Origin of the sequence: Bradyrhizobium sp. BR 10261, from assembly GCF_019455395.1 — a bacterium.
Classification (GTDB): Bacteria; Pseudomonadota; Alphaproteobacteria; order Rhizobiales; family Xanthobacteraceae; genus Bradyrhizobium; species Bradyrhizobium manausense.
In genome coordinates this window covers 1-21,312 of sequence record NZ_JACOFQ010000016.1, presented here as the reverse complement: position 1 = coordinate 21,312, position 21,312 = coordinate 1, and the positions used below count along the sequence as shown (strand labels likewise).

At 64.5% G+C, this 21,312-nt stretch carries 20 protein-coding genes; 14 read left to right on the top strand and 6 right to left on the bottom strand.

Annotated elements, in window-relative coordinates; translation table 11 throughout:
• Window positions 1-55: 55 nt before the first annotated feature.
• Window positions 56-1,294: an MFS transporter gene (locus HYH07_RS19665; protein ID WP_220004047.1), complete on the bottom strand. Its 1,239-nt coding sequence runs from the start codon at window positions 1,292-1,294 to the stop codon at window positions 56-58.
• A gap of 212 nt (window positions 1,295-1,506) precedes the next feature.
• Window positions 1,507-2,754, bottom strand: coding sequence for an MFS transporter (locus tag HYH07_RS19660; RefSeq protein WP_220004046.1), 1,248 nt, complete (start codon window positions 2,752-2,754; stop codon window positions 1,507-1,509).
• 185 nt (window positions 2,755-2,939) lie between these two features.
• Between HYH07_RS19660 and HYH07_RS19655 the strand changes: the two genes are divergently transcribed.
• Window positions 2,940-5,009 (top strand): prolyl oligopeptidase family protein, encoded by a 2,070-nt coding sequence (locus tag HYH07_RS19655; protein WP_220004045.1) that lies wholly within the window; start codon window positions 2,940-2,942, stop codon window positions 5,007-5,009.
• Window positions 5,010-5,019: 10 nt separating this feature from the next.
• Here HYH07_RS19655 and HYH07_RS19650 read toward each other — a convergent pair whose 3' ends face one another.
• Window positions 5,020-5,694: a DUF938 domain-containing protein gene (locus HYH07_RS19650; protein WP_220004044.1), complete on the bottom strand. Its 675-nt coding sequence runs from the start codon at window positions 5,692-5,694 to the stop codon at window positions 5,020-5,022.
• Between the two features lie 224 nt (window positions 5,695-5,918).
• Between HYH07_RS19650 and soxX the strand changes: the two genes are divergently transcribed.
• The 9 genes from soxX to HYH07_RS19605 all read left to right on the top strand — a co-directional run bounded on the left by soxX (window position 5,919) and on the right by HYH07_RS19605 (window position 13,152).
• Window positions 5,919-6,275 (top strand): sulfur oxidation c-type cytochrome SoxX, encoded by a 357-nt coding sequence (gene soxX / locus HYH07_RS19645; RefSeq protein WP_220004043.1) that lies wholly within the window; start codon window positions 5,919-5,921, stop codon window positions 6,273-6,275.
• Window positions 6,276-6,296: 21 nt separating this feature from the next.
• Window positions 6,297-6,782 (top strand): thiosulfate oxidation carrier protein SoxY, encoded by a 486-nt coding sequence (gene soxY, locus HYH07_RS19640; RefSeq protein ID WP_220004042.1) that lies wholly within the window; start codon window positions 6,297-6,299, stop codon window positions 6,780-6,782.
• 12 nt (window positions 6,783-6,794) lie between these two features.
• Window positions 6,795-7,106, top strand: a complete 312-nt coding sequence (soxZ, locus tag HYH07_RS19635) for a thiosulfate oxidation carrier complex protein SoxZ (RefSeq protein ID WP_220004041.1) — start codon at window positions 6,795-6,797, stop codon at window positions 7,104-7,106.
• Window positions 7,106-7,969 (top strand): sulfur oxidation c-type cytochrome SoxA, encoded by an 864-nt coding sequence (soxA, locus tag HYH07_RS19630; RefSeq protein WP_220004040.1) that lies wholly within the window; start codon window positions 7,106-7,108, stop codon window positions 7,967-7,969. Before soxZ ends, soxA begins: the two co-directional genes overlap by 1 nt.
• Complete coding sequence (locus tag HYH07_RS19625; protein ID WP_220004039.1) at window positions 7,966-8,271, top strand: hypothetical protein; 306 nt, start codon at window positions 7,966-7,968, stop codon at window positions 8,269-8,271. Before soxA ends, HYH07_RS19625 begins: the two co-directional genes overlap by 4 nt.
• Window positions 8,272-8,369: 98 nt before the next feature.
• The gene (gene soxB, locus HYH07_RS19620; RefSeq protein WP_220004038.1) at window positions 8,370-10,115 is read left to right on the top strand and encodes a thiosulfohydrolase SoxB; all 1,746 of its coding nucleotides are present in this window, start codon (window positions 8,370-8,372) and stop codon (window positions 10,113-10,115) included.
• A 281-nt stretch (window positions 10,116-10,396) separates the two neighbouring features.
• Complete coding sequence (locus HYH07_RS19615; RefSeq protein ID WP_220004037.1) at window positions 10,397-11,434, top strand: MBL fold metallo-hydrolase; 1,038 nt, start codon at window positions 10,397-10,399, stop codon at window positions 11,432-11,434.
• 87 nt (window positions 11,435-11,521) lie between these two features.
• Complete coding sequence (locus HYH07_RS19610; protein WP_220004036.1) at window positions 11,522-11,683, top strand: hypothetical protein; 162 nt, start codon at window positions 11,522-11,524, stop codon at window positions 11,681-11,683.
• 260 nt (window positions 11,684-11,943) lie between these two features.
• Window positions 11,944-13,152, top strand: a complete 1,209-nt coding sequence (locus tag HYH07_RS19605) for an MFS transporter (RefSeq protein WP_220004035.1) — start codon at window positions 11,944-11,946, stop codon at window positions 13,150-13,152.
• A gap of 183 nt (window positions 13,153-13,335) precedes the next feature.
• Here the strand turns inward: HYH07_RS19605 and HYH07_RS19600 are convergent, their stop codons facing one another.
• Window positions 13,336-14,697 (bottom strand): MFS transporter, encoded by a 1,362-nt coding sequence (locus tag HYH07_RS19600; protein ID WP_220004034.1) that lies wholly within the window; start codon window positions 14,695-14,697, stop codon window positions 13,336-13,338.
• Between the two features lie 156 nt (window positions 14,698-14,853).
• Between HYH07_RS19600 and HYH07_RS19595 the strand changes: the two genes are divergently transcribed.
• The 4 genes from HYH07_RS19595 to HYH07_RS19580 are packed head-to-tail and all read left to right on the top strand — an operon-like array spanning window position 14,854 to window position 19,453.
• Window positions 14,854-15,507 carry an ABC transporter ATP-binding protein gene (locus tag HYH07_RS19595; protein ID WP_220004033.1) on the top strand — a complete coding sequence of 218 codons (654 nt, stop codon included), beginning with the start codon at window positions 14,854-14,856 and terminating at the stop codon, window positions 15,505-15,507.
• Window positions 15,504-17,966: an ABC transporter permease gene (locus tag HYH07_RS19590; protein ID WP_220004032.1), complete on the top strand. Its 2,463-nt coding sequence runs from the start codon at window positions 15,504-15,506 to the stop codon at window positions 17,964-17,966. Before HYH07_RS19595 ends, HYH07_RS19590 begins: the two co-directional genes overlap by 4 nt.
• Window positions 17,956-19,038, top strand: a complete 1,083-nt coding sequence (locus HYH07_RS19585; protein WP_220004031.1) for a lipocalin-like domain-containing protein — start codon at window positions 17,956-17,958, stop codon at window positions 19,036-19,038. Before HYH07_RS19590 ends, HYH07_RS19585 begins: the two co-directional genes overlap by 11 nt.
• 28 nt (window positions 19,039-19,066) lie before the next feature.
• Window positions 19,067-19,453: an MAPEG family protein gene (locus HYH07_RS19580; protein WP_220004030.1), complete on the top strand. Its 387-nt coding sequence runs from the start codon at window positions 19,067-19,069 to the stop codon at window positions 19,451-19,453.
• 43 nt (window positions 19,454-19,496) lie between these two features.
• Here the strand turns inward: HYH07_RS19580 and HYH07_RS19575 are convergent, their stop codons facing one another.
• Window positions 19,497-20,690 (bottom strand): ABC transporter substrate-binding protein, encoded by a 1,194-nt coding sequence (locus HYH07_RS19575; protein ID WP_220004029.1) that lies wholly within the window; start codon window positions 20,688-20,690, stop codon window positions 19,497-19,499.
• A gap of 198 nt (window positions 20,691-20,888) precedes the next feature.
• On the bottom strand, window positions 20,889-21,312 hold a 424-nt coding region (locus HYH07_RS19570), incomplete at its 5' end, for an efflux RND transporter permease subunit (RefSeq protein ID WP_220004028.1).

Below are 21,312 nucleotides of genomic sequence, written 5' to 3'. Positions count from 1 at the left end.
CATGGTGGGTTACGCCGAGCAGATGCGCTTCGCGCATCTGCAGGGCTAACCCACCCTACGCAGCTTTCGTGTGGCTCGCGCCACGCACCATGATCAGCGCCGCCGCCACCAGCTCCAGCGCGATGCAGAGATAGAACGGCAGCGAATAGCCGCCGGACCAATCGCGCAAGAAGCCGACGACGCCGGGGCCGAAGGCATAGGTCACCTGGTTGATCGCGGTGTTGAGGCTGATCAGCACGCCGAACGCGGCGCTATCGAACTCCTGCTGCACGATCAGCGACGGCAGCGTGATGAGATTGCCGACCGAGAAGCCGAACACCGCGCAGGCCGCGATCAGCACATAGTCGTTGTCCATGACGATGACGACGCACAGCGCCGCCGCCTGGCTCAGGAACGACAGCGCCGAGGCGAGGCGCTGGTTGAGCCGGTCGATCACCATCGAGAACAGGACACGGCCGACCACCGCCATCGCGGTCAGCACCGCGACCGCGACAGCGGCGCGCTCGCGTCCGATCACGGGATCGAGAAACGAGATCAGGTGCACGATGAAGCCGACCTGCGCGAACAGCACCAGTGCGAACGCAATCGTCACCGTGAGGAAACCGACATCACGCAGTGCCTGCTTGCGGATCTCTGTCGATGATTGCGGCTTTGTCTTTGCCGCCGCTTTCCAGCCGTGAAGATCCGGCGGCTGGCCGACGACCAGCAAGATCACGGGAACCAGCAGCACCAGCATCGCGCCCGATGTCGCGAACATGGCGTTCGCAAACCCGATATGGCTGATCATCACCACCAGCAGCGGCACGCCGACGATGCCGCCAAAACTGGCGCCGTTGAGCGCGAGGCTGATCGCCATGCCGCGCTTGTGGTCGAACCAGAGGCTGATCGTGTTGGTGATCATGGCCAGACTCGTGCCGGCCCAGCCGAAGGCGAGCACGGCATCGGCAAGCCAAAGCTGCCAGGGCTCGCGCACCGCGCCGATCGCCACGCCAGCTGCCGCCATCGCCAGCGTGCCTGATATCAGAGAGGGGCGCGGACCATATTTTCGGACGGCTTCGCCGACAAAGACGACCAGCAGCGCACTGAACAGATAGAAGAACGTGGTGCCTGATGAGATCAGCGAGGCCGGCCAGCCCCGCGCGCGCTGAAGCTCGGCGACATAGACGCTCTGGCCGTAGAAGCCGAGGCCCCAGCCGAAGGTCGCGAGCAGGAAGCAGACCGCGACGATGCGCCAGCCTTCGTAGCGGAGCGAGGATTCATCGTAGGGAGCTGTGTGCTGGGGATTATCTAGCATGCTGCTTACTCCGTCATGCCCGGGCATAGCCGTCTGAAGGACGGCGTCGCTTCCGCTCGCCTATGTCCCGGGCATCCACGTTCTTCGATCCGCGCGTCCAAGACGTGGATGGCCGGGACAAGCCCGGCCATGACGCATCATCTAGTAAATCGTCTCCAGAAATCACTTCGACCGCGATCGAAGTATCGAGACTGCTGACAAGCTCCTGCCAGTTAGATCGCGTCCGGGAACTCACCCATCGCCGCTTCCAGCCGCGCCTTGCGACGGCGGGCCCAGGACGCCAGCGAGAGCGCGACAAGACCGAGCGCGACAGGCGGGAACACCACCATGTTCACCGCGGACCAGCCGAAATTCGCGAGCAGCTGGCCCGAGGAGAACGAGCCGACCGCCATCATACCGAACACCAGGAAATCGTTGAAGGCCTGCACCTTGTTGCGCTCTTGCGGGCGGTGCGTTTCCAGCACCAGGGCGGACGCGCCGATGAAGGAGAAATTCCAGCCCACACCGAGCACGAACAGCGTGGCCCAGAAATGCATCGCGGTGATGCCTGATAGCCCGATGGTGGCGGCGCCGGCTTCCAGCAGCAGGCCGGCAGCAACCATCCTGGGTGCGCCGAAGCGGGCGATCAGCGCGCCGGTGAAGAAGCTCGGCCCGTACATGGCGACGATGTGCCATTGGATGCCGAAATTGGAATCCGACACGGACAGCCCGCACATTTTCATGGCTAGCGGCGCCGAGGTCATGACCAGGTTCATCATGGGATAGGCGATGACGCCGCACAGCGCGGCGGCGTTGAAGCGCGGCTGGGTCACGATCGTCAGCAGCGGCCGTCCGCCATGCAGATCGGCCGGCGCGGGCTTGGGCATATCGACGCCGGCGACGATGCCCATCGCGATCAATGCGACCGCGGCCTGGACCAGGAAGCTGAAGGCGAACAGATAGGGCGACCAGACGTCCATGGTCCATTGCACCAGCTGCGGACCGAGCACCCCGGCGAACACGCCGCCCGCCATCACCCATGACACGGCCTTGGGCCGATAGGCCGCGCTGGCGCCGTCGGCCGCGGCGAAGCGATAGGATTGCGCCACCGAGCCGTAGAGGCCGCCGAGAAAGGTTGCCAGACAAAACAGCGCGAACGAGCCGTGCAGGATCGCGTACGAGCCGGTGAGACCGGTGAGCGTGCCGAGGCCGGTGCCGATGATGAAGGCTGCGCGGCGGCCGAAGCGGCGCGAGATCGCGCCTGTCGGCAGCGTGCCGGCGGCAAGTCCCACCACATACATCGAGATCGGTACCGTCGCGAACGACATGTCGGGAGCGAGCGTGGCGCCCACGATCGCACCGGTGGCGAAGATCACGGCCGAATTGGCGCCGGTCAGCGCCTGCGCCGCGGCAAGGCGCACCACATTGGTACGCACGCGGGCATCGTCGGCGGTCTCGTTGGCAGTGGTCACGTCCAGCATTGGCATTCCGCCGAAAAAGCTCGTTGATTCCCGGGCACTATGGAGGGGTGGAAAGGGCCGGGCAACCGGCGCAAACGGGCGCAGGCCATGCCTCTGACGCAATCGGACCAATGATATCCGGCCCGCGCTCTTGACGGCTTGCGCTCGATCAAATCCTATCCGCCGCGATTTTTCGGAGTTCGTTCATGTCCGGCGATGACAGGCCCACGCTTCAAGCTCCCGACGACGATCCCTGGCTCTGGCTGGAGGAGATCGAGGGCGCCCGCGCGCTCGAATTCATCGAGCGGCAGAACCTGGCGACGCTGCAGCAATTCGGCGGCGTGGCGTTCGAACGCGACACCGCCATCCTTGCCGCGATCTACGACCGATCGGACAACATCCCGTATGTCAGCCGCCGCGACGGTTTTCTCTACAATCTCTGGAAGGACGCCGCGAACCCGCGCGGCCTGTGGCGGCGCACCACGCTTGAGGAGTTTCGCAAGGCCGAACCGGCCTGGGAGACCTTGCTCGATATCGATCGGCTTGCCGCGACTGAAGGCGCGGACTGGCTTTTCGGCGGGGCATCCACGCGAGCCGGAAGTGCGCGCGTCATCCTGAGCCTGTCGCGCGGCGGCAGCGATGCCGTCACCTTGCGTGAATTCGATATCGCGACGAAGGAGTTCGTCGCTGACGGTTTCGTCCTGCCGGAGGCCAAGAGCGGCGCCGAATGGGTCGATGCCGACACGCTGCTGCTGTCGAGCGCGCTTGGCGAGGGTATGGCGACCTCATCGGGCTATGCAAGGACCGTGCGGCTGTGGCGGCGCGGGACCAGCGTCGAGCAGGCGCCGGTCGTGTTCGAGACCACCCCCGACCACATGCGGGTGTACAGCTATGTCGACGACACCGTCTCGCCCCAACGCATCTGGTTCATCGACCAGTCCGACTTCTTCAACTTCCGCACCTCGATTGGCAACACATCAGGCGCGACCACAAAACTCGACCTGCCCAGCAACATCTGGATGCAGACCCATGCCGACTGGCTGTCAGTCAAGCCGCGCGAGGCCTGGACGGTCGCGGGACGCAGCTATCAGGCCGACGCGATGCTCGGCATTTCGCTCCCAGCATTCCTTGCCGGCAGTCGCGATTTCACCGTGCTGTTCGAGCCGGGCCCGCGCCGCGCGTTGCAGGGTTTTTCCTGGAGCGGTGGAAAGCTCGTGCTCTCCATCCTCGACGAGTTGCGGCCGTCGTTCGAAATCCGAACGCCGTCGCCGTCGGGCTGGAGCCGCGAGAGGCTGCAAGGGCTTCCCGGCATTGGCGTAGTCGACGTCTGGAGTCTCGATACTCATGAATCCGAGAGCAACGGCGATCTGCTCGCCAATGTGCAGGATCCGCTGACGCCGCCGTCGCTGATGCTGATCGAGCGCGGCGTCGAAAGTCCAGAGGTGCTGAAGCAGGCGCCAAAGATTTTCAACGCGGACGGCCTCGTGGTGACCCAGCACGAGGCGATCTCTGATGACGGCGAGCGCATTCCCTATGTACAGACTGGCCCTGCAGGCGAGACCGGCGATGCGCCTGTTTATATGAGCGCCTATGGCGGCTTCGGTCTCGCCGTGAAGCCGCAGTACAATTCCTCGCTGGGAAAACTCTGGCTGGAGCGCGGCGGCACGACCGTACAGGCGAATTTGCGCGGCGGCGGCGAGTTCGGCACGCGCTGGCACGATGCCGGCCGCTACGCCGGCAAGAAGCTGTCGCACGATGATTTCGCGACCGTGGCCGCCGATCTCGTCCGCCGCGGCGTGACCAATCCGAAGCGCATCGCGGCCCAGGGTGGATCGAACGGCGGCATCCTCATCACCAACATGCTGGTGCGCTACCCCGAGCGTTTCGGCGCACTGTTCTGCACGATTCCCTTGATCGACATGCGCCGCTACACCAAGCTGCTGGCGGGCGCGAGCTGGATCGCGGAATATGGCGACCCCGACAAGCCCCAGGAGTGGGAATGGCTGAAGACCTACTCGGCCTATCATAACGCAAAGCCAGGCCAGCCCTATCCGCCGATCCTGATCGCCACGACGCGGCGCGACGACCGCGTCCATCCCGGCCACGCGCGCAAGATGGCGGCCAAGCTCCAGGCGATGGGCTATGAAGCCTGGTTCTACGAGCCCGCCGCCGGCGGCCACGGCTACGGCAAGGACAACAAGGAGCGCGCCGGCTTCCAGGTGCTGGGGTTTCAGTTCCTGAAGGAGAAGATCGGATGGCGGGATGGCGAGGCCTAACGGCCTCGCTTTATCCCCGCCCGAACACCAGGGTCAGATTGTTCGCCGGCATTTCGATCGTATCGATGAGACGAAGGCCAGCAGCCTTCCCGAGGGCCTCGACGTCGGCGACGTCGCGGACGCCCCATTCGGGATTGCCTTCGCGCAAGGAGGTGTCGAACACGGCGTTGCTCAGCGCCGTATGCTTGCCGTCGCGCTTGAACGGGCCGTAGAGGAACAGCTCGCCGTCGGCGCGTAGATAACGGCCGGCGCCGGCGAACAGGCCCTCGGCCACGGTCCAGGGCGCAATGTGAATGACATTGGCGCAGAACACGGCGGCGAGATCGTTCGGCCCCTGCCCGCTTCGCATTTCCGGGCACCAATCGGGATCGGACAGATCGATCCGCAGGGGGCTGCGGACGTTTGTCAGGCCCGAATGCACGCGCCAGGCCTCGATGCTCTTCACATGGCGCTGGTTGAGGTCGCTCGGCCACCAGACCAGGTCAGGCGTGTGGCGGGCGAAATGGACCACGTGCTGGCCGGTTCCACTGCCGACCTCGACGACGTCGCCCGACCGCCCTTTGAGGTGCTTTTCGAGCGCCGCCCAGAGCGGTTCGTGATTGCGATGGAAGGCCGGTGCATCGAGACGGCCATCGGGCTCGACCCGCCCGCCGTCCCTGCCAAATTCAACGACATATTCAGCCAATTCATGTCCCCGGAAAATGAGAATGCGGTCGAAAACGCGAGCAACGGCAAACACCCGAACAATTTGCCTGATAAAGCCGGCCTGATGAACGATCTATCTCATCAGTTGCAATGCGGAAGATATTAACGGCATTTTGCGGCCTGCATAGTCTTGATTGTCAGGGCATGTCCTTTGTGCTTTTGAACACTATCTTTTGCAGACATGATAAGCCTCGGAACGATGCTTTGACCGCTTTTCCCCGCAAGCCCGCCCTGCTTCTCGCGCTGGCCGTCCTCACAGGCCTCGCCGCGCCGGCGGCGTGGGCGCAGTCCGCGATTGCCGAGGGCCGGAAGCTCGCCTTTGACCGCGGCAAGGGCAATTGCCTGACCTGCCACGTCATCAAGGGCGGCGATCTGCCCGGCACGATCGGCCCAGAGCTGAAGGATCTCAAGGCAAAATACCCTGATCGCAACGAGCTTGTCGCGATCCTGTTCGACGAGACCAAACGCAATCCGCAGACCATGATGCCGCCGTTCGGCCGCAACCGCATCCTGACGGAGCAGGAGATCAACGCGATCGTTGATTTCCTGCAGACGCTGTAACGGCGGCCAAGGAGACTTGAGATGACAACGCATACCGGCCCTCTTCCGACGCGGCGCCTGATCCTGCAGGGCGCTGTTACGGTCGCGCTGATCGGCCTCGGCAATCTGCCGTTTGCCCCCGCGCACGCCGCGGCCAACGACAAATATCCGGAAGAGGCGTTCAAGCTGAAGAACGAGGCGGAGGCGATCAAGGCGCTCTATGGCAGGACCGCCGAGCCGTCCGACAAGGTCAAGCTCGACGCGCCCGAGATCGCCGAGAACGGCGGCGTGGTGCCGATGGCGGTGACGACGACGCTCGACAAGGTCACCTCGATCTCGTTCTTCGTCGCCGAGAATCCGAACGCGCTGGCGGCAAGCTACAAATTCCCTGACGGCACGATCCCGGCTGTCGCCAACCGCCTGAAGATGGCGAAGACCAGCAACGTGACCGCGATCGTGGAAGCCGACGGCAAGCTGTACAGCGCGACCAAGGAAGTGAAGGTCACCGTCGGCGGCTGCGGCGGCTAAAGGAGATCAGAGATGGCATCCAGCATTCGCGTCCGCGCGACATCCAATGGCGATATCACCGAGGTGCAGACGTTGATCCAGCACCCCATGGACACCGGCCTCGTCAAGGATTCCAAGGGTGAGCTGATCCCCGCGCACTACATCCAGGAACTGAAGTTCGCTTGTAACGGCAAGGACGTCTTCGTCGCCAATTGGGGCACCGCGATCTCCAAGGATCCCTATGTGAAGTTCAGCTTCAAGGGTGCCAAGAAGGGCGATGACCTCACGATCTCCTGGACCGATAACAAGGGCGGCTCGGACCAGACCACCGCGAAGATCGCGTGATGAAAGCCGGCTCGGCCCTCCTGCTGTCCTCGTTGAGCGCCGCGCTCGTCGCGCTGGCGCTCACCTCTGTGCGCGTGATCGCAGCCGACAAGGTCGACCCTGTCACTGATGCCAAGGCGTTCCAGAACTACTTCTTCCAGAAGTTTCCTGATGTGAAGCACGAGGATTTCGCCAACGGTCCTTATTCCATGAACGAGGACATGAAGCGGCAGTGGCGGGAGAAGGAGGAATTTCCGCCTTACGAATTCGCGCTCGATGCCGGCAAGGAGATGTTTGCAACCCCCTTCAAGAACGGCAAGACCTATGCCGACTGCTTCCCGAACGGCGGCATCGGCATTCGCCAGAACTATCCATATTTCGACACCAGGGAAGGCAAGGTCGTTACACTGGAGCTGGCGCTCAACCGCTGCCGCGAGGCCAATGGCGAGCAACCTTACTCCTACGTCAAGGACGAGATGGCTTCGCTCACGGCGTACATGGCCTTCACCTCGCGCGGCAAGCCGATGGACATCAAGATTCCCGATGATCCGCGCGCGTTGGAGGCGTTCGAGAACGGCAAGCGCTATTTCTACACCCGCCGCGGCCAGCTGAACTTCTCCTGCGCGAGCTGCCACGTGCAGAGCCCAGGCGAACGCATCCGCGCCGAGGTTCTGGCGCCGGCGCTCGGCATCCTGAATGCGCTGCCGATCTACCGCTCCGAATGGGGCGGCATGGGCACGACCAGCCGCCGCTTCATCACCTGCAACAGCCAGACCCGCGCGGTTCCGCTCGAGCCGCAGGCGGATGAATATCGCGACGTCGAATATTTCCTCTCCTACGTCGCCAACGGCCTGCCGATTTCAGGCCCGGGAGCGCGGCCATGAAGCGGACACTTCCCCTCGCCATGTTGCTGGCCTTGAGCCTCGCGCCATCGGCCCGCGCGGCAAGCGAGGCAGACTACAAGGCGGCTTATGCTGCCGCGGAGGCTGCGTCCAAGGAGGCCGCCGGCATGCGCAACCAATGGACCACGACCGTCGCAACGCTGGCCGCCGCCAAGAAGGCGGGCGACAGCGGCGATTTCGACGGCGCTGTGGCTGCAGCCAAGGAGGCTGAGGCGCTCGCGAAAGCGTCAATCTTCCAGGCAACCTCTGAAAAAGAAGCCTGGAAAGCGACCCAAATCCGCTAAACTGACTATTGTTTGAGCATGATCTTGTTGGAAAACCGCGACACACTTTTCCGGATCATGCTCGCGGAACTGCCGAGAACCGGCGCGGAGAATGGGTGATGGCGATCCGCCGCCGCGAATTCCTGAAGAGTTCGGCAATTGCTGCCGCATCGCTCAGCCTGCCGCGGCTTGCGCGTGGCGCTGAAGCCGCCAGCATTTACGACATCGAGCGCTTCGGCAATGCGCGGATCCTGCACACCACCGACACGCATGCGCAGCTCAATCCGGTCTTTTTCCGCGAGCCCAGCGTCAATATCGGCATTGGCGAGATGGCGGGGCGACCGCCGCATCTGGTCGGCCGCGCGTTCCTGGAGCATTTCGGAATCCGGCCCGACAGCGCGGATGCCTATGCCTTCACCTCCGTCGAGTTCGAGAAATCCGCCGGCCGGTTCGGCAAGCTCGGGGGCTTTGCTCATCTGAAGACACTAATCGACCGCTTGCGCAACGATGTCGGCGACAAGCGCGCCATGCTGGTCGACGGCGGCGATCTCTGGCAGGGCACCGGCCTTGCCAACATCATGCAGGGCCGCGACATGGTCGAGGTCGCCAATCTGCTCGGCATCGAGGCGATGACCGGGCATTGGGAGTTCACCTATGGCGAGCAGACGCTGCGCGACAATCTCGAGCACTTCAAGGGCGAGTTTCTGGCGCAGAACGTTTTCCTGACCGAGGAAGCCGCGTTCAACGACGCCCCGGCCTTCGACAAGGCGACAGGGCGCGTGTTCAAGCCATCCATCATCAAGGAGCTCGGCGGCTACCGCGTCGCCGTCATCGGCCAGGCTTTTCCTTACGTGCCGATCGCGCATCCCAAGCGGTTCACGCCGGACTGGACCTTTGGCATCCGCGAGGAAGAGCTGCAGAAGCATGTCGATGCCTTGCGCGGCGCCGACAAGGTCGATGCGGTGATCCTGCTCTCGCACAACGGCATGGATGTCGACCTCAAGCTCGCAAGCCGCGTCACCGGTATCGACGTCATTCTCGGCGGACACACCCATGACGCGGTGCCGCAGCCGATCCCGGTGAAGAACGCCAGCGGCACGACGCTCGTCACCAATGCCGGCTCCAACGGAAAATTTCTTGCCGTGCTCGATCTCGCGCTCGACAAGGGCAAGGTCGGCGACGTCAGATATCATCTGCTGCCGGTTTATTCCGAGCTATTGAAGCCCGATCCTGCCATGGCCGAGCTGATCGGCAAGCTGCGCGCGCCGCATGCCACCGACTGGTCGGACAAGCTCGCAACGCCGGACCGGCTGCTCTATCGCCGCGACAATTTCGCCGGTTCCGTCGACGAGCTGATCTGCACTGCGCTACGCACCGAGCTCGATGCCGAGATCGCGCTGTCGCCGGGCTTCCGCTGGGGCGTCACCGCGTTGTCCGGCCAGCCGATCACGATGGAAGACGTGCTCGCGGAGACTGCGATCAGCTATCCCGAGACCTATGTGCAGGAGATGACGGGCGCCGAGATCAAGGACGTGCTGGAAGACATCTGCGACAATCTCTTCAACGCCGATCCCTATCATCAGCAGGGTGGCGACATGGTGCGCGCCGGCGGGCTCAGCTACGCCTGCAGCCCGACCAACACGATCGGCAGCCGCATCTCCGAGTTGAAGCTCGATAATGGCAGGGCGATCAGCGCCAGCCATCGCTACAAGGTTGCGGGCTGGGCCTCGGTCAACGGCCAGCAGGGCGCGGCGGTGTGGGACGTGCTGGCCAAATATCTGCGCTCGGGCCGAATGTTTCAGGAGCGGCTCGGCCGAGGTGTCACGCTGAAGGGCGTCGAAGGCAACCCGGGCATTGCAGGGTAGGGATGGCTGCAGGCCGCCTCGTGGCACGTCGCGCGCCATACCCAGCGTCATTCCCCGCGGAGGCGGGGAATCCAGTACGCCGAGGCCCATCGACTCTATCACTGCTGTCACGGAATACTGGATCGCCCGCCTTCGCGGACGATGACACCGGTGGGTGGGTACCCAATCCCATCACGCGCCATAAAAATCTTCTAGAATATCTCATTCGGGCAGTGAATTACTTCTCCTCTCACGCCCAGGCGTAGTAGAATCATCGAAACCACTCCACGCCGGGTCCTGCCATGATCTTCCGCCAGCTCTTCGACAGTGTTTCGGGAACCTACAGTTATCTCCTCGCCAGCCGCCTCGGCGGCGAGGCGCTGATCCTCGATCCTGTGCTGGAGAAGGTCGATCGCTACTGCCAGCTGCTGCGCGAGCTCGATCTCAAGCTGGTCAAGGCGGTCGACACCCATCTGCACGCCGACCATGTCACCGGCCTCGGCGAGCTGCGCGACCGCACCCATTGCATGACCGTGATGGGCGACCAGACCAAGGCCGACGTGGTGGCGATGCGGGTTGCCGACGGCGACAAGGTGACCATCGAGGGCCTCTCACTCGACGTGATGTACACGCCCGGCCACACCGACGATTCCTATTCCTATCTGATGGGCGACCGTGTCTTCACCGGCGATACGCTTTTGATCCGCGGCACCGGCCGCACCGATTTCCAGAACGGCTCGTCGCGGGCGCAATATGATTCGATATTCAACCGTCTGCTCAAGTTGCCCGACGAGACGATGGTGTTTCCTGCCCATGACTACAAGGGCGACACCGTCTCCACCATCGGCGAGGAGAGGCGCTACAATCCCAGGCTCCAGGTGCGCTCGGTCGAAGAATATATCGAGCTGATGGCCAATCTGAAGCTGCCCAATCCAAAGATGATGGACGTGGCGGTGCCCGCCAATATGCACGTCGGCCTGCATCAGGAAGAGCTGGAGAAAGAGGGCCGTGCGCTCAGTGCCGTCGAGGCGATCCGCATCCTGCACCGGCCCGACATCCTCTTGGTCGATCTGCGTGAGACCAACGAGCGGATCAAGCACGGCATGCTCGAAGGCGCGCTGCACACGCCCTATCCTGGTATCGAGGAAAGCCTCAAGCCCGGCGGCATGCTGCGCGAGGTTGCAGCCGCGACCGGCCGCCGCGTCGTGTTCTTCTGCGCCTTCGGCGAGCGCTCGGCGATGGCGGTTAAGGCGGCCAAGGAGGCCGGCCTCTCCAACACCGCCCATATCGCCGGCGGCATCGATGCCTGGAAAAAGGCGGGCGGGCCGGTGGTGCACTGACGGTATCGTCGCAGCCTTGCGATAGGTCAGGAGCCGCTTAGATCTTTCGATTAGAAGCGGATGACACATTACCATCCGAGATCAGCCATGGCCAAGTCAGCCAAGCCGAGCGAACCGCCAAAGACAAAGACCGTGGCCGACAAGGTCAGGAAGCCGCGGCCGCCGCGCGACACCGACGACGATTACGAAGACGGCGACATCGCCACGCCAAAGCGCGATCGCTATGGGAATGATGACGAGCCGTTGTGAGGCTTTCCGTCGTCCTGGCAAAAGCCAAGACCCATTACCCCAGGGAGCAGTTTGGCGAAGACGCCCCGCCTCGGTATTGCCACCGAGCACAATCGAGAGATCACGCGGTATGGGTCCTGGCTTTCGCCAGGACGACGATGTGGAGGCATTTCGGGGTCCTTCGCCCGATCCGCACTAGCTGCCATGCGCCTGCGTTCATGGACAAATAACCCGCCTCGCCGATACTTTGCGCCTCGCTTCGGACGCAAAACGGAACTGCAATGGTCGACGTTCTCGCCGCACCGCAACAGAGCAAGGCGGACAGCGCGCTGCGCACGCTGACCGGGATTTCGATCGCGCATTGGGTCAGCCATTTCCATCTGCTGGTCCTGCCGATGCTGTTTCCATTCCTGAAGAGCCAGCTCGGCGTCGGCTATGTCGAGCTCGGCTTCGCGCTGACCGTGTCGGCCGTGGTCTCCGGGCTGACGCAGGCACCGACCGGCTATCTCGTCGACCATTTTGGCGCGCGCAAGATCCTGCTCGCAGGACTGACACTCGGCGGCCTCGCGCTCATCATGCTCGGGCTGCACCTGAGCTACGCATCGCTGATCGCCTGCGCCGTGCTGCTCGGGCTCGCCAACAGCGTCTATCATCCCGCCGACTACGCCATCCTCGCCGAGCACATGGACGAGGCGCGGATGGGCCGCGCGTTCTCGGTCCACACCTTTGCCGGCTATTTTGGTGGCGCCGTCGCGCCGGCGATTGTCGCCGCTCTGATCACGCTGTCCGGCGGCGTCGGTGCGCTGCTCGCTTCCGGCGCGATCGGCGTGCTGGTGGCGCTGCTCCTGGTGGCGATGAGCATTCCCGATGCCGGCGCGCACAAGGCGAAGCCGGAAAACGCCGATGCGCCGCAGCAGGCGGTCATTACGCCGGCGCTGATGACGCTGACCGCGCTGTTCATGCTGCTGAGCCTGTCGGTGGCCGGCATCAACAATTTCGGCGTGGTGGCGCTGATGAGCGGCTACGGCGCAAGCTATTCCGTCGCCAATGTCGCGCTGACGGCGTTTCTCGGCTCGAGCGCCGCGGGCGTGCTCGCGGGCGGTTTCCTCGCCGACCACACCGAGCGCCACGGCTATGTCGCCGCCGCCTGCTTTGCCGCGAATGCCGCCATCGTGCTGCTGATCGCGCTGGTGACGCTGCCGGGCTGGGCCCTCACCGCCACAATGGCGACGGCGGGCGTCCTCTCCGGCGTGATCGCACCGTCGCGGGACATGCTGGTGCGCAATGCCGCTCCTCCCGGGGCCGCGGGCCGCGCCTTCGGCATCGTGTCCACCGGTTTCAATCTCGGCGGCATCGTCTCACCGCTGCTGTTCGGCTGGATCATGGATCAAAGCGCGCCGCACTGGGTGTTCGGGGCGTCGGTGATCTTCATGCTGGCGACGGTGGTGCTGTCGCCGTTTACGGAACGGAAGGCGCAAGCCAGGGCGTAGCTGCAAGCTCAACTGTCGTCCTGGCGAAAGCCAGGACCCATACGCCGCAGCAATCGTTTTTCGAAGACTGGGAGTTACCAGCTTCGCCCCTAACCACTCCCTGTGATTATGGATCCCGGATCTGCGCGCGCTTAGGGCGCGCTTGTCCGGGACGACAGGTGAGATTGAGGCTGACAGCCACCCCTACGTCGGCGAGATCGCACGCTTCAGCGGCGCCGGCTGCGGCGCGGCACCACGCGTCAGCCTCGCCTTTTCCGTGTTCGGCCAGAGCAGCAGCAGGCCGACCACACCGGAGCCGATCATGATCACCGCGTTGATGGTAAATCCGGTCAGGTAGCCGTCGATCGTGCTGCCAGCGCGCTCGATCACCTTGCCCATGACGTAGGGCGCGATGATGCCCGAGAGCGTGTAGAGCGCGCCGTAGATCGCCAGGATGGCGCCGCGCTGCGAAGCCGGGGTGAACTCGCCGAGCATCGGCGGGCAGACGACGTAGATCGCGCCGCAGAGGCCCGCGCCGACCACGAGCAGTGCGATCTGCAGACCCGAGCCCGCGACATGCGGCATCGATGCCAGGATCAGGCCGCCGATGATCAGCGGCACCGAGCCCAGCACGCCGCGCGAGACGCGCGTGGTGTAGCCGCGCACCATCATCACCTGCGAGACCCAGCCGGTCAGAATCACGATGGTGGCGCCGAACACCCAGGGCAGGATCGAGATCCAGCCGGCGTCGCTCTGCGAGAAGCCAAGTCCCTTGACGATGAAGGACGTGAACCACGTGAGTCCCAGCGACAGCGCCCAATAGGCGCCGAAGGTCGCGATCACGCAGCCGAGGAAGGTGCGCGAGGTCAGAAGCTTGATGTAGGGAATTTTCGGCTCACTGACGGCGAGCGTCTGCGTGTCCTCGAGCGGGCCTTCCTTGCCGAGCGCCAGCCAGGCGCAGACCCAGATCAGGCCGACCACGCCGAGCGCTCCGAAGGCATAGTGCCAGGAGTGGTTGACGATGATCCAGTTCAGCGCCGGCACGGCCAGGATGACGCCGAAGGCCGAGCCTTGCGTCAGCACCGCGGTCGGCAGCGCGCGCTTCTCGTCGGGAAACCATTTGTAGATCGCGTGCGTCGCCACGGAAGCCGCAGGACCTTCGCCGGCACCGAGCGCGATGCGGCAGATCAAGAGCGTGGTGAAGCTGACGGCGCCGACCATCGGAAACTGCGCCAGCGCCCAGATCACGGCGAGCGTCAGCAGCACATAGCGCGTCGCTACCCTGTTGACGAGGAAGCCGACTACGATGGCCGAGATCGAGAACAGGAAGAAGAACGAGGAGCCAAGCAGGCCGAACTGCGCAGGCTCGAGCTTCAGGTCGGTCGTGATCGGCACGCCGGCGAGGCCGACGACGATCTTGTCCGCGTAGTTCACCACCATCAAGAGAAAGAGGAGAAAAGTGATGGTCCAGGCGCCCTTCGGCGTTGTGGTGGACGTTTTCCTGTATGTTTCCGTGGACGCCCCTGCCGTCTTGATTGCCGCGAACGGCGTTCCCTGAGCGCTCATCATTCTCCCCGCATGTCTTTTTGTCGGCACGTTTGATTTGGCCGTCTTGAGAGCTAACAACGGCTTGAACGGCAACGCAACCCCGGCATTTCCGCGCCAAGTGTGGTGCCAAGTGTGCTACGCAGCTTGGAGTTAATTCCGTCCGGCGCACAGATCTTGCTCAGCATCCGCAACCTCTCCAAAACCTTCACCTCGGCCGACGAGCCCGTGCATGTGCTGCGCGGCGTCGACCTGGACCTCGCCGCCGGCGAGCGCGTCGCGCTGACAGGCGAATCCGGCAGCGGCAAGAGCACGCTGCTGCATTTGATCGCAGGGCTGGATGCCGCCGATGGCGGCACGATCCGGCTCGAGGACACCGAGGTCACCAGGCTTGCGGACGCCGGCCGCGCCGAGTTGCGCCGCGACCGGATTGGCCTGGTGTTTCAGCAATTCAACCTGATCCCGAGCCTGTCGGTCGCCGACAACCTCGCCTTCCAGGCGCGGATCGCCGGTCGGCATGATGCGGCCTGGACCAGGGAGCTGGTCGAGCGGCTCGGCCTCGGCGGCCTGCTCAAACGTTATCCCGAGCAATTGTCAGGCGGCCAGCAGCAGCGGGTCGCAATCGGCAGGGCGCTGGCGACAAGACCGTCGCTGCTGCTTGCCGACGAGCCGACCGGCAATCTGGATGAAGCCACCGCCGACGAGGTGCTGGCGCTGACGCGCGATCTCGTCGCGCGCACCGGCTGCGGCTTCCTGATGGTGACGCACAGTCTGCATCTGGCCGGCACGCTCGACCGTCACATCGTGCTCCATGCGGGGCGGATCGCATGAAGCGCGCGCTGTGGGTGCTGGCCGTGCTGCTGAGCCATTGGCGCCGGCACGGAATGCAATTCGCGACGCTCCTGATCGGGCTGATCGCGGCGACCGCGCTATGGAGCGGCGTGCAGGCAATCAACCAGCAGGCCCGCAGCGCCTATGACCGCGCGGCAGCGACCTTTGGCGGCGTGCGCACGGCGACATTGGTCGCGCCCGATGCGGCGACGTTCCCGCAAGAGCTTTTCGTCAAGCTTCGCCGCGCGGGCTGGCCGGTCTCGCCGGTGCTGGAAGGCCGGGTTCAGATCAATGGGCGCTCGATCCGGCTGCTCGGCATCGAACCGGTGACGCTGCCTGTTGACGTCGGCAATGCGCCGCGGCTTGGGGCGGCTGATCTCGGCAGCTTCGTGGCCGCGCCCGGGCAGACGCTGGTGGCGCGGGAGACGCTCGCCGATTTGCACGAAGGCGAAGGCGCGGCGCCGTCGACCAGCAGCGGCGCAAGACTGCCGCCGCTGCATGTGCAGCGGCAGCTGGTGCCTGATGTGCTGGTGGTCGACATCGGCGTGGCGCAACGGCTTCTCAACAAGCCGAACCAGGTCTCGCGGCTGCTGATCGGCAAGGCCAGGGGCAAGCCGGCGGCGCTGCAAAGCATCGTCGGCGATCAGTTGCGGTTGATAGAGCCGACCGCGGAGACGGAGCTGGAGCGGCTCACCGACAGTTTCCATCTCAACCTCACCGCTTTCGGCCTGCTGTCGTTCTTCGTCGGCCTCTTCATTGTCAACTCGGCGGTTGGCCTCGCCTTCGAGCAGCGCCTGCCGATGCTGCGCACCTTGCGCGCCTGCGGCGCCTCGGCGCGGCTGGTCAATACCGTGCTGGTGGTCGAGCTGGTGGCGCTGGCGCTGGTCGCCGGCTTGATCGGGCTGGTCTGCGGTTATGTCATCGCGGCGGCCCTGCTGCCCGATGTCGCGGCGTCGCTGCGCGGGCTCTATGGGGCGCAGATTCCGGGGCAGCTCAGCTTGCGGCCCGAGTGGTGGCTCGCAGGTATCGGCATCAGCGTTCTAGGTGCGCTCGTGGCGGCCGCGACCAGCCTGATCAAGGCGATCAGGATGCCGGTGCTGGCGACGGCGCAGCCGCGGGCCTGGCAGCAGCGGCAGCGCCGCTGGCTGATCCTGCAAAGCTGTGCGGCCTGCGCCGTGCTCGCGGTCGCGCTGCTGCTGCTTCATTACGGGCAATCGCTGATCACTGGCTTCGGCGTGCTGGCGGCCCTGATGCTCGGCGCGGCCCTGATCCTGCCGGCCTTCCTGGAGATGCTCCTGCTCGCGGGGCAGCGTCTCGCACGCCGGCCGCTGGCACTGTGGTTCTGGGCGGACAGCAGGCAGCAGCTCTCGGGACTATCACTGGCGCTGATGGCGCTGCTGCTCGCGCTATCAGTCAATGTCGGCGTCTCCACCATGGTGGAAACGTTCAGCCGCACCTTTGTCGGCTGGCTCGATGGGCGGCTTGCGGCCGATGTCTACATCAGCGCCGCCGACAACGCGCAAGGCGCGGCGATCCGCAACTGGCTGAAGGACCGCAGCGAGGTGCAGGCGATCCTGTCCGGCGGGCGCGCGGAGACGCAGGTTCAGGGCCAGCCGGTGGAATTGCTCGGCCTGCCCGATCACCCGCTCTATCGCGAGCGCTGGCCGCTGCTGGAGACCGCGCCGCGCGCCTGGACGCAGCTCGTGCCCGGCAATGCCGCCTTCATCAGCGAGCAGCTGAGCCGCCGCCTCAATATCCGCGTCGGCGATGTCATCGAGGTGCCGGCGCCGGGCGGGGCCTGGGAGCTCGACATCGTCGGCATCTATGCCGATTACGGCAATCCCAAGGCCCAGCTCGCGGTCAACGTCGCCGCGCTGATCCGGCAGTTTCCGCAGACGCCGCAGACGCGGATCGGACTTATCGTTTCACGGGACAACATTCCCGGCTTGATCGCAGCGCTGCAGACGCAATTCGCGCTCGACGACCGCGCTGTTGCCGACCAGGCGACGGTGAAGGCGGAATCGATCCGCATCTTCAACCGCACCTTTGCGGTGACGTCGGCGCTCAATGCCTTCACGCTCGGCGTCGCCGGCATTGCGCTCTTGACCAGCCTCCTGACGCTGGCGAACTCGCGGCTGCCGCAGCTCGCGCCGCTCTGGGCGGTCGGCATCACGCGGCCGCGCCTCGCCGCGATCGAGCTGACCAAGACCCTGGCGGTGGCGCTGTTCACCTCGCTGCTCGCGGTGCCGCTTGGGCTTTTGGTGGCGTGGTGCCTGATTGCGATCGTGAATGTGAAGGCGTTCGGCTGGCGGCTGCCGTTCCATGTGTTTCCGTTGCAACTGGTCGAGCTGGTCGCGGTGGCGCTGGTCGCCTCGCTGCTGGCCGCGCTGCTGCCGGTGTTGCGGCTGGCGCGGATGCAGGCCGCACACCTCGTCAAGGTGTTTGCCAATGAGCGGTGATCGGATTTCTCGGCGAGCTTTCGCCGGCGGCATCGCCACGCTCGCTCTCGGGTATCGCGCCAAGGCGCAAGGCTATGCCGGATTGGGCGAGACCGCCGACGGCTTTGCGAAGGTCACGCCTGGAAAGCTGTTCACCTTCCCCGGAGATCACGGGCCGCATCCGGATTTTCGCATCGAGTGGTGGTATCTGACGGCGAACCTCGTCGACAGCAGCGGCGCGGCCTGCGGGCTGCAATGGACGCTGTTCCGCCAGGCCGCAAGGCCCGGGCCGCAAGGAGAAGGCTGGGCCAACCAGCAGATCTGGATGGCGCATGCCGCCGTGACACGCGCCGACACCCATCGGTTCAGCGAGCTGTTTTCTCGCGGCGGTATCGGGCAGGCGGGCGTCGCGGCAAAGCCGTTCGCGGCGTGGATCGACGATTGGGAGATGAAGGGATCTGATCGGACCGACGATCGCACGCTGTCGCCGGTGACGCTGAAGGCATCAGGCAGCGATTTCAGTTACGCGCTGACGCTGGAGGCCGAGCGCCCGGTCGTGTTGCAGGGCGACGGCGGTTACAGCCGCAAGTCGGAGCGCGGGCAGGCGTCGTACTATTACAGCCAGCCGTTCTACCGCGCGCGCGGCATGCTCATCATCGACGACATCCAGGTCGAGGTCTCGGGCCGGGCCTGGATGGACCGCGAATGGAGCAGCCAGCCGCTCGACACCGATCAGACCGGCTGGGACTGGCTGTCGCTGCATCTGTCCTCCGGCGCCAAGCTGATGCTGTACCGGCTGCGCCAGAAGGACGGCAAGGATCATCCGTTCGGCAACTGGATCAGCGCCAGCGGCGAGACGCAGATGATCGCGGCAGGCGATATCCGGATGACGCCAAAGGCAAATGCGGACGTGGCAGGCCGCAAGCTGCCGGTGGAATGGCAGATCGCAATCCCCTCGCGCTCGTTCTCGATTTCCTGCAAGCCGCTCAATCCGAAGGCTTGGATGGGCACCGGCTTCTCTTATTGGGAAGGACCGATCAGCTTTACCGGCACGCATGATGGCGTTGGCTATCTCGAGCTGACCGGCTATTGAGGCGCGGTCTGTTTAGGGGGATCTCGCAATGTACCGTCTCACCGCCCTCGTCACGCTGCTGGCGCTTGCATTCTATTTCTTCACCTGCATCAATGTCTCGCGGTCGCGGACCAGGACCGGCGTCAAGGTGCCGGCCACGTCGGGTCATCCGGACTTCGAGCGGGCCTTTCGTATCCAGATGAACACGCTGGAATGGATGCCGATCTTCCTGCCGTCGCTATGGCTGTTCGCGATCTATATCAGCGATGCCATTGCGGCCGCGATCGGCGCGATCTGGATCATCGGCCGCATCGCCTATTTCATCGGCTATTCGCAGGCCGCCGCCAAGCGCGGCCCGGGGTTTGCGATCCAGGGCGTGGCAGCCATAGCGCTGTGGGTGGGAGCGTTAGGGGCGGTGGTGATGAGGGTGGTGTAAGGCAACGGCGCCGCCACACATTCAGTGCCGTCCTGGCGAAGACTCACTTCGTCAGCGGGCAGCCGCTGTCCTTGGCGGTGAAGAACGCCTGGTCGCCGGGGACGACGGCGAGCTGCTTGTAATAGTCCCACGGCTTCTTCGATTCCGAGGGCTTCTTGACCTCGAACAGATACATGTCGTGGACCATGCGGCCGTTCTCGAGCACCTTGCCGCCCTGCGCGAAGTCGTCGTCGACCGGCAGCTCCTTCAGCTTCTTGGCGACGGCGTCCGGATCCTTGGTACCGGCGGCCTTCACGGCTTTCAGATAGCTCAGCGTCGCCGAATAGGTGCCGGCGTGGATCATGCTCGGCATCCGCCCGGTGCGCTTGAAGAAGCGTTCGCCGAGATTGCGCGTCCTGTCGTTGAGATCCCAGTAATAGCCCTCGGTCAGCACCAGGCCTTGCGCGGCCTGAAGCCCGAGGCCGTTCACCTCGGCGAGCGTCATCAAGAGGCCGGCGAGCTTTTGGCCGCCGGAGACGATGCCGAATTCGGAGGCCTGCTTGATCGAGTTGGTGGTGTCGAGGCCGGCATTGGCGAGGCCGACGATCTTGGCCTTCGAGCTCTGCGCCTGGAGCAGGAAGGAGGAGAAATCCGAGGAGTTGAGCGGCACGCGCACCGAGCCGAGCACCTTGCCGCCATTGGCGGTGACGATCTCGCTGGTGTCCTTCTCCAGCGCGTAACCGAAGGCGTAATCGGCGGTGAGGAAGAACCAGCTATCGCCGCCGGACTTGGTCAGCGCACCGCCGGTGCCGACAGCGAGCGCGCGGGTGTCATAGGCCCAGTGGAAGCCGTAGGGCTGACAGGCATCGCCGGTAAGACGCGAGGTCGCCGCGCCCACCACGATGTCGATCTTCTTCTTTTCCTTGGAGAGCTCGTGGATCGCGAGCGCGACCGAGGAGGTGGTCAGCTCCGTGATCATGTCGACGTTCTCGACGTCGTACCAGCGCCGTGCGATGGAGGTGGCGAGGTCAGGCTTGTTCTGGTGATCGGCCGTGACGAGCTCGATCTTCTGCCCGAGCACCTCGCCGCCAAAATCCTCGATCGCCATCTTGGCCGCTTCGACCGACCATTTGCCGCCGTAATCGGCGTAGACGCCCGACTGATCGTTGAGAATGCCGATCTTGACGCCTTGCGCGAAGGCGGGCGCGGCCAGCAACAAAGCCGAAATTGCGACAGCGGCCAAAAGTCCTGATTTCATTCGTTGTCTCCCAGCACTGTTCTGTTTTGAAATCGCGCGGAGTGTAGTGAAGAACAACGGGCGTGCCCATGGGGTTTGTGTTGGCCGTTAGTATGGCTTCTGCACCCCCAACACTCGGTGTCGTCCCGGCCCCCGTGCGCAATCGCGCACTAGGCCGGGACGACACTGAGCTTGTGGGTGCACCAATGATCAGAAGGACTACGCCACCACGCCCGTCCCCTTGTCGTTCCGCCCTTCCGCCAGGTTCCGCACCACCACATAGAAGATCGGCGTGAACAGCAGGCCGAACAGCGTGACGCCGATCATGCCGAAGAACACCGCGACGCCGACGGCCTGGCGCATCTCGGAACCTGAACCGGACGAGATCACCAGCGGCAATACGCCGAGGATGAAGGCGAAGGACGTCATCAGGATCGGCCGCAAGCGCAGGCGGCAGGCCTCGATCACGGCCTCCAGCCGCGGCTTGCCTTCCTTCTCGATGTCGCGCGCGAATTCGACGATGAGGATCGCGTTCTTGGCCGCAAGCCCCACCAGCACGACGAAGCCGATCTGGGTGAGGATGTTGACGTCCTGGCCCATGATGCGCACGCCGATGGTGGCAGCGAGCAGGCACATCGGCACG

What these genes read in the sequence shown, in the direction of transcription:
- HYH07_RS19580 (WP_220004030.1), top strand. Translation starts at nt 19,067, where the DNA reads ATGTACCGTCTCACCGCCCTCGTCACGCTGCTGGCGCTTGCATTCTAT.
- HYH07_RS19590 (WP_220004032.1), top strand. Translation starts at nt 15,504, where the DNA reads ATGAAGCGCGCGCTGTGGGTGCTGGCCGTGCTGCTGAGCCATTGGCGC.
- HYH07_RS19655 (WP_220004045.1), top strand. Translation starts at nt 2,940, where the DNA reads ATGTCCGGCGATGACAGGCCCACGCTTCAAGCTCCCGACGACGATCCC.
- HYH07_RS19615 (WP_220004037.1), top strand. Translation starts at nt 10,397, where the DNA reads ATGATCTTCCGCCAGCTCTTCGACAGTGTTTCGGGAACCTACAGTTAT.
- HYH07_RS19660 (WP_220004046.1), bottom strand. Translation starts at nt 2,754, where the DNA reads ATGCTGGACGTGACCACTGCCAACGAGACCGCCGACGATGCCCGCGTG.
- HYH07_RS19605 (WP_220004035.1), top strand. Translation starts at nt 11,944, where the DNA reads ATGGTCGACGTTCTCGCCGCACCGCAACAGAGCAAGGCGGACAGCGCG.
- soxA (WP_220004040.1), top strand. Translation starts at nt 7,106, where the DNA reads ATGAAAGCCGGCTCGGCCCTCCTGCTGTCCTCGTTGAGCGCCGCGCTC.
- HYH07_RS19665 (WP_220004047.1), bottom strand. Translation starts at nt 1,294, where the DNA reads ATGCTAGATAATCCCCAGCACACAGCTCCCTACGATGAATCCTCGCTC.
- HYH07_RS19625 (WP_220004039.1), top strand. Translation starts at nt 7,966, where the DNA reads ATGAAGCGGACACTTCCCCTCGCCATGTTGCTGGCCTTGAGCCTCGCG.
- HYH07_RS19585 (WP_220004031.1), top strand. Translation starts at nt 17,956, where the DNA reads ATGAGCGGTGATCGGATTTCTCGGCGAGCTTTCGCCGGCGGCATCGCC.
- soxB (WP_220004038.1), top strand. Translation starts at nt 8,370, where the DNA reads ATGGCGATCCGCCGCCGCGAATTCCTGAAGAGTTCGGCAATTGCTGCC.
- soxZ (WP_220004041.1), top strand. Translation starts at nt 6,795, where the DNA reads ATGGCATCCAGCATTCGCGTCCGCGCGACATCCAATGGCGATATCACC.
- HYH07_RS19610 (WP_220004036.1), top strand. Translation starts at nt 11,522, where the DNA reads ATGGCCAAGTCAGCCAAGCCGAGCGAACCGCCAAAGACAAAGACCGTG.
- soxY (WP_220004042.1), top strand. Translation starts at nt 6,297, where the DNA reads ATGACAACGCATACCGGCCCTCTTCCGACGCGGCGCCTGATCCTGCAG.
- HYH07_RS19575 (WP_220004029.1), bottom strand. Translation starts at nt 20,690, where the DNA reads ATGAAATCAGGACTTTTGGCCGCTGTCGCAATTTCGGCTTTGTTGCTG.
- HYH07_RS19600 (WP_220004034.1), bottom strand. Translation starts at nt 14,697, where the DNA reads ATGAGCGCTCAGGGAACGCCGTTCGCGGCAATCAAGACGGCAGGGGCG.